Origin of the sequence: Trichocoleus sp. ST-U1, from assembly GCF_039961835.1 — a bacterium.
In the GTDB taxonomy this organism is placed as follows: Bacteria; Cyanobacteriota; Cyanobacteriia; order Cyanobacteriales; family FACHB-T130; genus FACHB-T130.
In genome coordinates this window covers 1-12,866 of sequence record NZ_JAMPJZ010000023.1, presented here as the reverse complement: position 1 = coordinate 12,866, position 12,866 = coordinate 1, and the positions used below count along the sequence as shown (strand labels likewise).

Below are 12,866 nucleotides of genomic sequence, written 5' to 3'. Positions count from 1 at the left end.
AATTGCTTGCCCTTTCAACCACGTTTTTCAATCCGTTTGTTGAGAAAAATCCAGCAGCAACTCCCCCAAATCTTCTCACTGGACAACCGTTCCTGCACTCAGAACGCAAAGAACCTCTTCCTACTGTGCTGGTTCGATCCTAGCAAGCTGTTCTAAGAAACACTGCTTCTTGCTGGCATTCAACTGGAGTAAGGGTGTCAGTAAACCCGGTTAGCTGCACTTGTGTTAACCTGAGTTCGGGATAAGGAAGGGGCAAAACAGGTAGGGTGAAAGTGCTAACTTCTCATCCATCTGAATTACCCCATGCTTAGTCTAGAAGAACTATTTTGCTGTGTCGACGACTTCTGCCAAAGCTTTGAACCGCAGTGGGAGCGCCAACTGCTTGGGCATGGATTACAGCTACGCAAACGAGAGCGGAGCCTACGCCTGAGCTTTCATCATGACCATTCTGATTGCCTTTCACCAGTCCTGCTACCGGAATTTCAAAACCTACTATCAACAGAAGGTGCAGACCCAGTGGTCGGCAGAGTTTCCAGCACTGGTGAGCTACAACCGATTTATCGAGTGGATACCCAGCACGTTGATACCGCTTTGTGCGTATCTGCGCTCCTGTTTTGGCAGCTGTAGCGGTATCAGTTTTCTGGATTCCACTAGCCTCAAAGTCTGTCACAATCGTCGCATTCAGCAACACAAAGTGTTCCAGAACCTGGCGGCGAGGGGCAAAACATCCGTTGATTGGTTTTTTGGCTTCAAACTACATCTGGTGGTCAACGACCAAGGGGAGTTACTCAACGTTGTTCTAACTCCAGGCAACACCGATGATCGCACCCCTGTACTGAAACTGTTGCAGCAGCTTTTTGGCAAGGTGTTTGCCGATAAGGGCTATGTGTCTCAAAAGCTGGCGCAACAATTGTTAGAGAGTGCTGGCATTCAGTTGATTACCAAACTCAAGCGCAACATGAAACAACGTTTGATGCCCCTGAGTGAGCGTCTGATGCTGCGTAAGCGCTCGATCATTGAAACCATTATCGACCAGCTCAAAAATATTTCTCAGATTGAGCATTCTCGGCATCGCTCTCCAGTCAACTGCTTTGTCAACATTCTCTGCGGATTGATTGCCTACTGCCATCAACCGAAGAAGCCAGCGATTGCCATTGACCACAACTTGCTGCCTTCGGCTTAACCCGAACTGACGTTGTGTTACTTTTATCATTTCTACGGTATCTTTTCGGATATCACCACTTGCTCCAGACTTGTAAACTTGATCAGCACACGACTTGGATGCCTAAGACCATGAACGCATCTGCGAATTTTGACTTCGACGACGACAAGTTCAATGCACCACCTTCTCAAGTTATCCCTTGGTGCCAGATGATCAATCCTCGATATGGGAAAACTGGCATCCAGCCGCACGGATTGGCAATTAAGCTAGATAACGCTAATGCGGTTGGCTTTAAACCGGATGCCACTTGGGACCAGGTGCAGCATGAGTTTAGCACCGGAGTCGAAACGCTGTTTATCACTACTACCCCCCGCTTAGTCATCGTGCGGCGGGGTCCATTGTCTGTGAAAGACCGTGAAACTGGGATGAAATTGGGTACGTTTAAAGATAACTACGATGCTTTCTTGGCAGACAAGCTCAAGTTTAAGACATTCACTCGCCACTTGATTTTTTTAGTCGGGGAGAAACAAAAGCTTTTGCATCACTTGCCATTGCAATTGACGGTGAATGGTGCAGCAGGTGCTAGTTTTGGAAAATCCTACTGCGAGATGAAACAAGGTCAAGTCGTCGGTGGATTTATTGCTGAATTGGAAAAGGCTTATGCTCAGTATCGAAAGCAGCCTTTAACACCAAAAGGGCCGTTGTTTCATGCTCATGGAATTTTTTGTCCGTTAATTGAAATGGAGGAAAGGGGCAGTGGCACAAATACGGCTCTGGTGGCTAGTACAGTAGATTATGAGCATCCTACTGCTAAGAATTTAACAGAATATCTAATTTCTTCCAGTTCTGAGGAGTCTGTGCTTATCTGCAAAACTTTTGAGGAGTACCAAGACTTCGGAAAAGAAAAACCGAAAGAGGAAACCCCCGCGCCCAAAATGGAGATGGCAGGGGTGTCTAGTTCATACGATTATCACGATGAATTTGAGTACGGCGAACCTCCTTATGTGCGAAACGTTTGGTCAGAAATTGATGGTATTTATGAACCTCTAACCGAGGAATGGAATCATCAAAGGATTGACCACCGGATGAAATTTCTCGGTTAGAGAAATGCTCTGGATAACTTAACAATCATATGGGTGAGAATGAGTAACCTAGAAAGTTCAAGTCCCATCCTCTAAGTGCTAAGAGTGACTGCATTCCCTGCTGCTATATGACTGGTAATCATACGGTGGTGAGCAAGGGAAAAAGGCAAGAACCTAGAAACCTAATCTGGAACACTGTCAAGCGAGAACTCATGGATAGTGAAAGCAAAGATACACTTTAACCACCATCAGCTCGACGTTGCGAAAATAGGTTGACACGCAACAGACAAAATGTCACAGGATATCGGGGCTGGCAAATGTACGGTTGACCAGTATGCACTCCCATTAAACCTGGTGGAAAGTATCATCCTAAAAGTTCAATCAAATGATTGTTAGGAACGTTTTAACCCTTGCTTCACTCTCAGAAAAGGTAGATATCTGAGAAGTAACCAGCGCAAGTGATGCAAGGGCAGGATTGTCTCAAAAGCTAATGCCTCATTGTAATGACGAGGATATGCAGACAGAGACACGATGATTTGAAAGATAGAGGTACTAAGTAGAGTACAAAAGACATGAACACGGCTGACAAGTCGATGTATGTATGGGAAACAATTCCTTGGCGTAAGCTTGAGCGAAGTGTTTTTAAGCTCCAAAAGCGCATCTATCAAGCTTCTCAACGTGGTGATGTCAAAACAGTCCACAAACTCCAGAGACTACTGATAAAATCCTGGTCGGCAAAATGTTTAGCTGTACGTCGAGTAACGCAGGAAAATAGGGGCAAAAAGACAGCCGGAGTAGATGGAATAAAATCACTTACGCCCATCCAAAGGCTAGCCCTAGTTAAAAACCTGAAACTATCCCAAAAATCAAGACCAACGAGAAGGGTATGGATTCCCAAACCCGGAACAAAAGAGGAGCGACCATTAGGGATTCCAACGATGGCAGACCGTGCGTTGCAGGCATTGGTAAAACTAGCATTAGAGCCAGAATGGGAGGCAAAATTCGAGCCTAACTCATACGGTTTCCGACCGGGGCGCTCATGTCATGACGCAATAGAAGCAATATTTAATACAATCAGGTACAAAGCCAAATTTGTATTAGACGCTGATATTGCTAAGTGCTTCGACAGCATTAATCATGAAGCTCTGCTTAGAAAATTAAATACATCCCCCACCATTCGCCATCAAATAAAGGCTTGGTTAAAAGCAGGGGTAATAGACTGGAAAGCCTACTCCGAAAGGAAAGAAGCATATAGTCATACATCTAAGGGCACACCACAGGGAGGCGTAATATCACCTCTCCTAGCAAACATTGCCCTTCACGGATTGGAAAATCGAATTACTCAGGCGTTTCCCAAAAGAAATCTCTTGGTAAATGGTAAAACGGTAACGATTCCAAGCCCTGCCGTTATTCGATATGCCGACGACTTCGTAATATTACACGAAGATTTATCCGTTGTCCAAAGATGTCAGCAGATAGTATCAGACTGGTTAAAAGACATGGGCTTGGAATTAAAACCAAGTAAAACCCGAACTTCTCATACCCTCCAAAAGTATGAAGAAAATACAGGCTTCAATTTCCTAGGTTTCAATGTCAGACAATATCCACAAGGAAAAAATCACTCTGGCAAAAACACCAATGGACAATTGCTTGGATTTAAGACCCTCATCAAACCCAACAATGAAGCAATAAAGAGGTTGTTGAGTAAAACTGCCGAAATAATTGGTTCCATGAAAGCTGCTCCCCAGCCTGAGTTAATCAAAAGACTGAATCTCATACTGCGTGGATGGGCAAATTATTACTCAACAGTAGTAAGCAAAGATGCTTTTGCAAAAGCAGATCACTTACTATTCTCATAGCTTAAAAGTTGGGCGGATTTTAGGCACCATAACAAAGGAACATCTTGGGTAAAAGCAAAATACTGGAAGACTATAGGTACTGAGAAGTAGGTGTTTACGAACTCCACGAAGGAGGCAAGACTGCTCGAAATAGCGGATACACCCATACTCAGATATACAAAAGTCAAAGGTAATAGCAGCCCCTTCGATGGAAACTGGGTGTACTGGAGTAGCAGGTTAGCAAAATATCCCGGTATTTCAAAAGATGCCGCCTTCCTACTAAGAAGGCAAAAGGGTAAATGCAGCCGTTGTGGGCTTAATTTTAAAATGGGAGATGTCATGGAAATACATCACATTGACAGAAACCATAACAACAACAAGAACAGCAACTTATCAATGCTACACGGGCATTGCCACGACCATGCACACTCTATATGGTTAGAGAACGAATTTAAGGCACTAGAGGAATGGTAAATGAGAAGTGCTAATGACAAAGTTCAAATCATTGAGGAGCCGTGTGAGGTGAAAGTCTCACGCACGGTTCTGAAGACCAATTCAAGAAGTGATTTTTGGATTGAGTTCAACTAAATAGGACACAAGAAAAGAGTAAAAACTTAAAAAGGCAAAAGTAAAAACTTCTTACTTTTGCCTTTTTACTTTTAATTTCTAGGTAGGATTAGGACGCGATCGCCTCAATTTCTTAGGTTGTGGGACGCTAAAAGATTTACTGTTTTAGCAGCAGGTAATACAGTTGCCCATTGCCGCCGGTAACACCCGCGCGATCGCCCGCCCGTTTACCCGTTCCGATAAAATAATCTACGCGACCGGGACCCAGAATTGCACTTCCTTTATCCTGGTCGAGTACGTAGCGACTCACCAGACGCTGTTCGATCTTACCGGCACGATTAAAGTAGGGAACTCTTGTATGAATTAAAGCTAAAGCACCCGGAGGCATCAAAGATTTATCCGTCGCAATCGAACGCTCAGGTGTCACCGGCACCCCAACGCTTCCCATCGCTGGGGCACCATTGGTTTCGTTGAAGAAAACAAAGCGCTGATTGCGCGGGATATAGTTACTGAGCTCCAAAGGATTTTGCTGGAAGTATTTGATCAGCACAGGTAACGTCAGACCGGATAGGGGCAGTTTGCCATCTTTAGCGAGTTCTTTCCCAACACTGGTGTAGGGGTAATCGGTTCCACCCGCATAACCGACCGTCATCACGCTTCCATCGGTCATCTGGAGCTGAGCAGAACCTTGGATTTGTACCAAGAATGCTTCCAGGCGATCGCTCATCCAAGCGATTTCTAGCCCTTTTAGCGGACTGTTCGCTCCCAGCAAGCCATCCTCCCCTTCTAGCTGAACCCGTGTGGGGTGGGGTTTGGGCCAAGAGTTGAAGTTTGACGGCATCCCATAGAGAGGATAACGATGCTCTGCCGTCTGCTTGCGGCTGGCTGTATAGGTTGGTTCGTAGTAGGCGGTGTACTGAACGTTCCCCTTATTGTCCTTGCCTACAGACTGGTACAAGACAAACTCACGCTTGATTGCGGCTTGCAGTTCGGCAGCCGAACCAGAGTTGAGAACTAGCTGCCGAAAGCGAACCAAAGATCGGCGGACGCGATCGCGGGTAATTCCCGGCACCGGATACTGCTGGTAGGCTTGAGCGGCACTGTTTGTCTGTAAATATCGCAGACTGTTATCAATCGAGGCGATTAAAGCTTTTCGGTCTCCGGCTTGACCGTTTTGCCCCCAGATTTGCTCATCAAGTCCCAGTGCATCTGACCGGCAACAGACGAGATTTAAAAGGTTTGAGTTGACTGGTATCAGCGGAACGGACAGGGGATCTTTAGCGAGGGCAGGCAAAGTGACATTTCCCAGAGATACACCAAAACTCAGGGACAGTAAAGCCAATGTCTTTCTCATTACTTACACCAAAAGGGAAAGTGATAGCTATTCGTAGTCACTTCTATCGACACTTCCGGCGAAGACAGGTTCCACTCGGATTGCCCTAATGCTGACGGGACGTATAACCATGTACTCGCCCTGGATATTTTTGATCGGCACACTGATAAAGTCCGTGGAGGCGGCTTTGGGCATCAGCTCGCCGCTGTACCACTTCTGAAACTCTTGAATGGTTGCAAAACGCACTTCTGCTTTGTGACCACCTTCTATCATCAGGTGTACAGCGTATTCGGTGGGAGTTCTCGGCATACAGTCGATTGATTTTCAATCCGTCCTGATTATTATGAGCTGAGAATGGTCGAAAATAACAGGCTATTTCTACAGAATTTTCTCAAAAGGTCATTCGTTATTAGTCTGTAGCAACCAACGAATGACGAATAGCACTGGCTTTAGAGCCTTGAATTAAAATTCAGGCTTCACGGCTAGAACCTGTTTTCACAGGTTGAAATTTATATACTGTAATGACCAGTGACGAATGACTAGGAAAACAGATTAAACCGATGCAGCAGGGTTTCTAGCAGGGGCGGTAAAGTCTGATGCAGTTCCGACGCACTGTTAAACAACAGTTGTTGATGGTTGGGAAGGTCAAAGGGAAACTGTCCCGACATCTCCGAACGCTCCATTTGAGCTAGCAGAATTTGTTCAGAACGCTTACTTTGAAAGGCGTAGCCAATTTCTACACAAACATTCGGACTGGGAATGAGTAGGGGCGTTTCTTCCCTGGAAATGCTAGTGATAGGTGTCCCATCAGCAACAAATAGCAGACTCTTCCGAATTTTTCGCATCTGCGTGGTGTTGAGGCGATTTGAGGCACCTGTGGGGCGGTTGGATACTTCTAGCGTCAAAGGAAGACGCGATCGCGTGTTTAATGCTTCTAGGGCGTTAGCCAGTCCCTCTCGCAGGGCTTCACTCGACGCCGCATATTCAGTCTGATGGCAGAGGAAGATAATCGGTTCCAGATTCGCCATCACCGTCTGTTTAGTGAAATAAATCTCGTGGCTTGTCAGGTCAATGTTGGAGATTATGTAGCCACCGCTGCCTTCGATGTAAAACTCTACCGATTCCCCTTCTAGATAACGACCAAACCAAGCTGAGCGCTTAACATCCTGGCTGTCTTCTAAAAAATCTGCCCGTAATCCAGACTTCAGCAAGCTATTTTTGCTCAATCGCAGATCGTGGGGACGTTTCTCTAATTCTTTAATCGGCTCATACTCTTGGAGATACCAGCCTCTCAGGGCAATGATAGCCATGATGTCTTATCAATAATGCACAGAATCTTCACGTCTTTAATTTAAGACGCCTGAGAAGGAATCTTAGCAGTATGCGGTGACATCTTCTCCACATTCATCTGCTAGATAGCAAAGTGCCCGGAAACGTAGGCTTACGACTTCTTCGTAAAGCGGATTCAGCTTGCACATTGGAGGAATGTGAAACAGGGTGCGACCAAATACTTTGATATCGCGCTCAAAGGGGCACTGGGAGGGGATTGACTTGCACAGGCGATGAGCGAGTTCGCGATCGCGCACTTGTATGTTGTCAATCCATTCGCGCAGAGGTTGCAGGAAGTTCAACCGCGTCCGTGCTTTTATGGGTTGTTGAATCGGGGCTACCTTTTGGGAAACCTCTTCTTGAGGCATCCAGAACCAGCTTGTCAGGGAAATATTTTTTACTGTATACTGGGATACATTCATGATGCTTCTCCTGTGTTACGTTTTCAAGTCTTCAAAAAGCTAAATTTAACTGTCTGTCCTTTATCTACAACTGCGACTCTGCTTTTACCGGATGCTGGCTGTGAGATTTGAGCGTTTCTAGAAACTTTGACCGTTAGACTTACTTAATCATTGACGCGCGATCGCTATTTTTTGTTCTTTGCTCGGTTAATCTCGGATGCCGACTTGACAGACAAAAGGCTTGTGAGAACTCTTCTGTTATCATCCTCCCTAATTTCCTGTCTATATTGCGTGAGGAACATCACTGAATATTTGTGAGTGTCCCTTCCAGGTTTCAGTGATTACACGCATATATTGCCACTGCACTCTCGCATAAACTTGTCTGCATAAAGGCTGTAAGGTCTGTGGTTGCTTTGCTTTCGGCAAAAATGCCCCTACACGCTTCGCGGCTCGCTCGCTTCCTAACTTTTCTTAGAATCAGAGCCATTTATTTTCCTTTAACGACGAGAAAATAATCACTCATTGAAAACTCTAAGGAGAAGTGAAAGACAGTGAAAGAACCTAGCCAAGTTGATAAAATCATTTCCCGTCTACCAATTTGAATTCAGCAATTTTGCTGATGAAATAAAAAATAAAAGTTGGTAATAAATTACCTATTTCACTGAGGAATAAAAAAATAGAGATAGAAATCTTAAGCTACAGCTAGTTGATTCAGTTTTTGCCCTATTTTTAAAGAGCAATACTTAAAAATCATTAAAAATAAATTTCGTAAAAGTACTTGCAAAGTTATACTGCAAAGGTAAATTATGATCGCTCTACAAAATATATGTGAGTTCAAGGTAAAGATGAACACCCGAACTTTAAAAACAACTCCAATTAAGACAAATATATTGGGAATTGGAGTCAGTCGTACTAAATATAAAGACTGTACGGATTTGATTATTCAAAGTGCCCAATCACGCCAATCTTGTACCGTTGCAGCAGTGAATGTCCATAGCATTACCTCCGGTTATCTTGACCCAGACGGTCATGGTTATCAACTCAATCAATTTACTCTAGTTGCCCCTGATGGTCAGCCGGTGCGTTGGGCGCTCAATCTTCTTCGTAATCGTGATGAAGAGATACTCCCGGAGCGGGTGCGGGGTCCAGAGCTAATGTTAAATATTTGCGAACAAGCTGCTGCTAAAGAAATAAGTATTTTTCTATATGGCTCTACGGAAGCAGTTCTAGAAACTTTACAGAAGAATTTACAAGAAAAATTTCCCAGCTTGATGATTGCCGGAGCAGTTTCTCCTCCGTTTCGCCCTTTAACGCCGCAAGAAGATGCGGCATACACTAAACAAATTCGGGAATCTGGCGCGGGAATTGTCTTTGTTTCTTTGGGTTGTCCGCGCCAAGAAGCATGGGCTTTTAATCATCGCCATCAGCTAGATTGTCCGATCGTTGCGGTGGGTGCTGCTTTTGATTTTCATTCTGGCAACATTCCTGAAGCTCCGTTCTGGATGCAAAGCTTGGGTTTAGAATGGCTTTTCCGCTTTTTACAGGAACCCAAACGCCTATGGAAGCGCTATTGGTTACTGAATCCTCTTTATTTGATTCTCTTGGGTTTACAGCTGCTCAAATTACTTCCTGTCGAGCAAGACTCAATAGAAGTAGAAACCAGCAGCGCTGAGCGCCATCCAGAAGCAATCAATCGCTAGTTACAAAGTTGTGTCGCAGTTACGGATTGAAGTCACTAGCGTTTTGGAACGCTCATCTAGCTTAGTCACCCGCGATGTGAACAACAATTTCTCGATAATGACCGCGCTGCCGATGTTCCCAAATATAGATTCCCTGCCAGGTTCCCAATAGCAATTTACCGCCAGCGATGGGGATTTGTTCAGAAGTATGAGTCACAGCAGTGCGAATGTGAGCTGGCATATCATCAGGGCCTTCTGCATTGTGGAAGTAGCGATCGCTTTCCGGCACGAGTTTTGTTAAAAAGTTCTCTAAATCTTTGAGAACATCTGGATCGGCATTTTCTTGAATCAGCAGACTGGCTGAGGTATGACGCAAAAACAGGGTGCAAAGTCCACTCTGTATACGCGAATCTGCAACGATCGCTTGAACTTTGGGCGTGATTTTGTATAAAGATTTGCCAGGAGTTTGAACGGTCAGGATCTGTTGGTAATGAGTCATGGCGGCTCGAAAAAATTAACGGTTTTGGAAATAGCTGACGACAGCACGGGCGATCGCTTCGGTTCCATCTGTCGCCACCATCTGAGATTGATGGGGTGGAAGCATTGGTTGATGCAGAAACTCCCAGTTGCTTTGGAAGAACTCAGCAGGTTGTAGAATTTGATGATAAGTATGATTTTGGATGCCTTCAAGCAGCAGAGGCGCTTCGGCAAAATCTTCTCGTGTTAGCGTCACAATCGGTACTCCCAATCGCAAAGCTTCTGCAAAAGTGCTGTATCCAGGTTTGGAAACGACGCGCCCGCATACTGGCATAAAATCGACTGGGCGGTAAGATTGATCTGTAATTTTTATGAGATTGGGTAAATCGGGTGCATTCCGATCAAAGGTGATAAATTGCCAATCGGAAAACTTTAGCAAATTGTCGTAGGGAATTTCTTGTAACCCTAAGCCGCCGAAGGTGAGCAAGATGGTTTGCTCGGTCGGTGTGGTAATTCCCCATTTAGATCGTAGTGTGTCTGGGCTGTGGCGGGGAGTGCCGCCGGTTAAACCGACATCGACGATCTGTGGGAAAGCGCTCATCGATTCGTGGAAGGGCAAGCGAAACAAGCGATCGCACTTTGCATAACATTCGCTTATCCAATCCGCAATTGCATTAAATTCTCCTCCCCACGCCCGATAGATAAAATCCCAGCCAAAATTACTCAGCATCCAACAAGGAATCCCAGCGGCTTTGCCAATTGACGCTGCCAGCGGTGGAATATCTGCCAAAATCAAACCCACTCGGTTTTGACGGATAAAGTTTACTTCACTTGCAATTATCGATTTCTCTTGGGCGCGAATTTGTTGCACTTTTTCCAAAGTGGCAGCTTTATCCATTGCGAAACTATCAGCTTGCACAACGCCGATATCAAAAGCGCGGGGGCGATGAATAAAATCTCCTGGAATATAAGATTCTAGTAACCAGCGGGGTGCTGTTGTTACCAGAATCAGCAAAATTTCTGGATACATTTGCTGAACTGCCGCCGCGACGGATGCCGCCCGGACTGCATGACCGAAGCCATGATTGGTGATAGCGATGTATAAAATTGGGTGTTTAGCAGTCATTCGTTCGTAATCAGTAGTTATTAGTCATGAGTCTAGTTGCTAATTCCTAAGGTCTAACGATCGATAACTACTGACTCAATTGTTGAATGCCTTCAACAAGTTGGTCAATGTCAGATGGCAGGGTGAAATAGTGAACGCAGGCGCGTACACAGTCAGGATTGCGGATTGTCCGAACCAGCAAGTTTTGATTTTCTAAAGATTGTACTAATTGCTGGTGGCTGCCCTCGCCTGAAAGCTGGAAGGAGACAAGACCAGATTCTGGCGGTGCATTTCGCAGACATTTGATGCGAGGAAGTTCGGCTAAATGTTGCCAGAGGTATTGGCTCAAATCTAGGATTTGTTGGAAGCGAGATTCTGGGGTTCCCCATTGCTGATGAAGAGCGATCGCTGCCCTAAGCCCAGCATAGAGGGGATAGGCAGAAGTCGCGACTTCATATCTTCGCCCATCCGGTTGCCAGCCAATTGGTTGACCGGATGAATTGTAAAGAATGCTGCGCCAGCCGATAAACGTGGGATTCAGGCTTTCTAAAGCTTCCGGTCGCACGTACAGACCACCGACGCCTTCTGGCCCGCACCACCACTTGTGACCCGTGAAAGCATAAAAATCAATCCCCAATTCTGTCAAATTTAGCGGCATTGACCCCACAGATTGAGCTGCGTCCACCAAAATTCTGATGGGATGATTTTCGGTGGAATGGTTGCGGCAGGCGGCAGCAATTTCAGCCAGCGGCAAGACTTGACCCGTGTTCCAGAGGATATGACTCAGCACGACCATTCTGGTCTTGGGGCGCAGATATTCTGCGATCGCTGCTACGGGATCGCCTTCATTCAAAGTTCTCATGAGCGGACAGCAGGATACTTCAATGCTAAAGCGCCGTTGGAGTTCCTGAACGGTTGCCACAATGCCTGGATGTTCGCAGTCAGAAATTAGCAGATGGTCTCCGGCTTGCCAGTCCATGCCCCAGAGGGCGATATTGCAGCCGACGGTGACATCTTCAGTCAGGGTAATGGTCTGGGGAGAGACACCCAGAGAAGACGCGATCGCAACTCTAGTTTCCGTCGCCTCCCGTACCACCCAGGTACCTACCTCATTGGAGAACGGCCCCACTCGCTGCACGTATTCATAGGATTGGAAAATAGCATCCAAAGCTGCTTGGGGCATCGGACCTTGACCGCCATAGTTGAAATACGCTTTATTCACTAGAGCTGGAAATTGCTGCCGATGCTGTTCTAGCAGCGTTTGTCCTGAAGAAATGCTCGTCATAGTATCAATATTAGACTTCACTGGAACAAGGAATTGTCACTTCGTAGCTTTGCTGGATACGGCAGCAGAGGCGTTGCAATTGGTTATCGCTGTAACGGTTGCTAGATAATGTTAACTTATTTAAAATTTTGCATAAATCCGGTGCGTTGACTTGACAAGTTTACAAGAACGCGAATCAAATTTCACAAAATCTCTTTCTCAGATTTCCCTTGTATGCAGGCTACAAAATGGCGTTGAGTGTCGGTTAAGTTGCTATGCATCTAATACCAAGTTTTCTTTTTGATGCTACACAACATTTAGAACCCAGTTATTTCCCTAGCAAATAACAAACAACAAGGGAGAATCAAAAATCGGTTCAAAGTTCATCTTATAACGAGTAAAGGAACTCGCTATGAATCAGCCAATTGAATTATCTTTAGAGCAAAAATTCAGTATTAGAAGCTTCTCAGACCAAGTGCAAAATATGTCCCGCGAACAAGCACAGGAATTTTTGATTAAGTAGCTGGGACTAATTAAATATAAGATGGCATAAAGCCCCTAAACGAAGTTTTCCATTAATCTATGCCTGCTCCCATTCGGATTATCTTAAGCGAAGCAGAGGACTCAAT

At 45.3% G+C, this 12,866-nt stretch carries 9 protein-coding genes and 3 pseudogenes; 5 read left to right on the top strand and 7 right to left on the bottom strand.

Annotated elements, in window-relative coordinates:
- Positions 1-303: 303 nt before the first annotated feature.
- The 3 genes and pseudogenes from NDA06_RS10940 to ltrA all read left to right on the top strand — a co-directional run bounded on the left by NDA06_RS10940 (position 304) and on the right by ltrA (position 4,556).
- A pseudogene (locus NDA06_RS10940) lies at positions 304-1,183 on the top strand (IS982 family transposase).
- A gap of 110 nt (positions 1,184-1,293) precedes the next feature.
- The gene (locus NDA06_RS10935) at positions 1,294-2,265 is read left to right on the top strand and encodes a DUF5895 domain-containing protein (RefSeq protein ID WP_199324216.1); all 972 of its coding nucleotides are present in this window, start codon (positions 1,294-1,296) and stop codon (positions 2,263-2,265) included.
- Positions 2,266-2,816: 551 nt separating this feature from the next.
- Positions 2,817-4,556, top strand: a pseudogene (ltrA, locus tag NDA06_RS10930) (group II intron reverse transcriptase/maturase).
- Between the two features lie 250 nt (positions 4,557-4,806).
- Here the strand turns inward: ltrA and NDA06_RS10925 are convergent.
- The 4 genes from NDA06_RS10925 to NDA06_RS10910 all read right to left on the bottom strand — a co-directional run bounded on the left by NDA06_RS10925 (position 4,807) and on the right by NDA06_RS10910 (position 7,733).
- A complete protein-coding gene (locus NDA06_RS10925) occupies positions 4,807-6,003 on the bottom strand; it encodes a murein transglycosylase A (RefSeq protein ID WP_190986894.1) in 1,197 nt (398 codons plus the stop codon).
- Positions 6,004-6,030: 27 nt separating this feature from the next.
- Positions 6,031-6,291, bottom strand: a complete 261-nt coding sequence (locus NDA06_RS10920) for a hypothetical protein (RefSeq protein ID WP_190415235.1) — start codon at positions 6,289-6,291, stop codon at positions 6,031-6,033.
- Between the two features lie 230 nt (positions 6,292-6,521).
- Positions 6,522-7,292: a hypothetical protein gene (locus NDA06_RS10915; RefSeq protein ID WP_190415237.1), complete on the bottom strand. Its 771-nt coding sequence runs from the start codon at positions 7,290-7,292 to the stop codon at positions 6,522-6,524.
- Positions 7,293-7,355: 63 nt separating this feature from the next.
- Complete coding sequence (locus NDA06_RS10910; protein WP_190986893.1) at positions 7,356-7,733, bottom strand: Mo-dependent nitrogenase C-terminal domain-containing protein; 378 nt, start codon at positions 7,731-7,733, stop codon at positions 7,356-7,358.
- Positions 7,734-8,557: 824 nt separating this feature from the next.
- On the opposite strand from NDA06_RS10910, the gene NDA06_RS10905 reads away from it, so the two are divergent.
- Positions 8,558-9,412 carry a WecB/TagA/CpsF family glycosyltransferase gene (locus tag NDA06_RS10905; protein ID WP_190674052.1) on the top strand — a complete coding sequence of 285 codons (855 nt, stop codon included), beginning with the start codon at positions 8,558-8,560 and terminating at the stop codon, positions 9,410-9,412.
- Between the two features lie 61 nt (positions 9,413-9,473).
- Here NDA06_RS10905 and NDA06_RS10900 read toward each other — a convergent pair whose 3' ends face one another.
- The 3 genes from NDA06_RS10900 to NDA06_RS10890 form a co-directional block, all read right to left on the bottom strand.
- The gene (locus tag NDA06_RS10900) at positions 9,474-9,890 is read right to left on the bottom strand and encodes a secondary thiamine-phosphate synthase enzyme YjbQ (RefSeq protein WP_190986892.1); all 417 of its coding nucleotides are present in this window, start codon (positions 9,888-9,890) and stop codon (positions 9,474-9,476) included.
- Positions 9,891-9,905: 15 nt separating this feature from the next.
- Entirely contained in the window at positions 9,906-10,994 is a 1,089-nt protein-coding gene (locus NDA06_RS10895) for a glycosyl transferase (RefSeq protein ID WP_190986891.1), read from the bottom strand.
- Between the two features lie 67 nt (positions 10,995-11,061).
- Positions 11,062-12,258: an aminotransferase class V-fold PLP-dependent enzyme gene (locus NDA06_RS10890; RefSeq protein WP_190986890.1), complete on the bottom strand. Its 1,197-nt coding sequence runs from the start codon at positions 12,256-12,258 to the stop codon at positions 11,062-11,064.
- A 391-nt stretch (positions 12,259-12,649) separates the two neighbouring features.
- Between NDA06_RS10890 and NDA06_RS10885 the strand changes: the two are divergent.
- A pseudogene (locus tag NDA06_RS10885) lies at positions 12,650-12,757 on the top strand (NblA/ycf18 family protein); the annotation flags it as partial.
- Positions 12,758-12,866: the final 109 nt, after the last annotated feature.

Coding starts and splice junctions, on each gene's coding strand:
- NDA06_RS10915 (WP_190415237.1), bottom strand. CDS start 7,292: ATGGCTATCATTGCCCTGAGAGGCTGGTATCTCCAAGAGTATGAGCCG.
- NDA06_RS10905 (WP_190674052.1), top strand. CDS start 8,558: ATGAACACCCGAACTTTAAAAACAACTCCAATTAAGACAAATATATTG.
- NDA06_RS10920 (WP_190415235.1), bottom strand. CDS start 6,291: ATGCCGAGAACTCCCACCGAATACGCTGTACACCTGATGATAGAAGGT.
- NDA06_RS10900 (WP_190986892.1), bottom strand. CDS start 9,890: ATGACTCATTACCAACAGATCCTGACCGTTCAAACTCCTGGCAAATCT.
- NDA06_RS10890 (WP_190986890.1), bottom strand. CDS start 12,258: ATGACGAGCATTTCTTCAGGACAAACGCTGCTAGAACAGCATCGGCAG.
- NDA06_RS10895 (WP_190986891.1), bottom strand. CDS start 10,994: ATGACTGCTAAACACCCAATTTTATACATCGCTATCACCAATCATGGC.
- NDA06_RS10910 (WP_190986893.1), bottom strand. CDS start 7,733: ATGAATGTATCCCAGTATACAGTAAAAAATATTTCCCTGACAAGCTGG.
- NDA06_RS10935 (WP_199324216.1), top strand. CDS start 1,294: ATGAACGCATCTGCGAATTTTGACTTCGACGACGACAAGTTCAATGCA.
- NDA06_RS10925 (WP_190986894.1), bottom strand. CDS start 6,003: ATGAGAAAGACATTGGCTTTACTGTCCCTGAGTTTTGGTGTATCTCTG.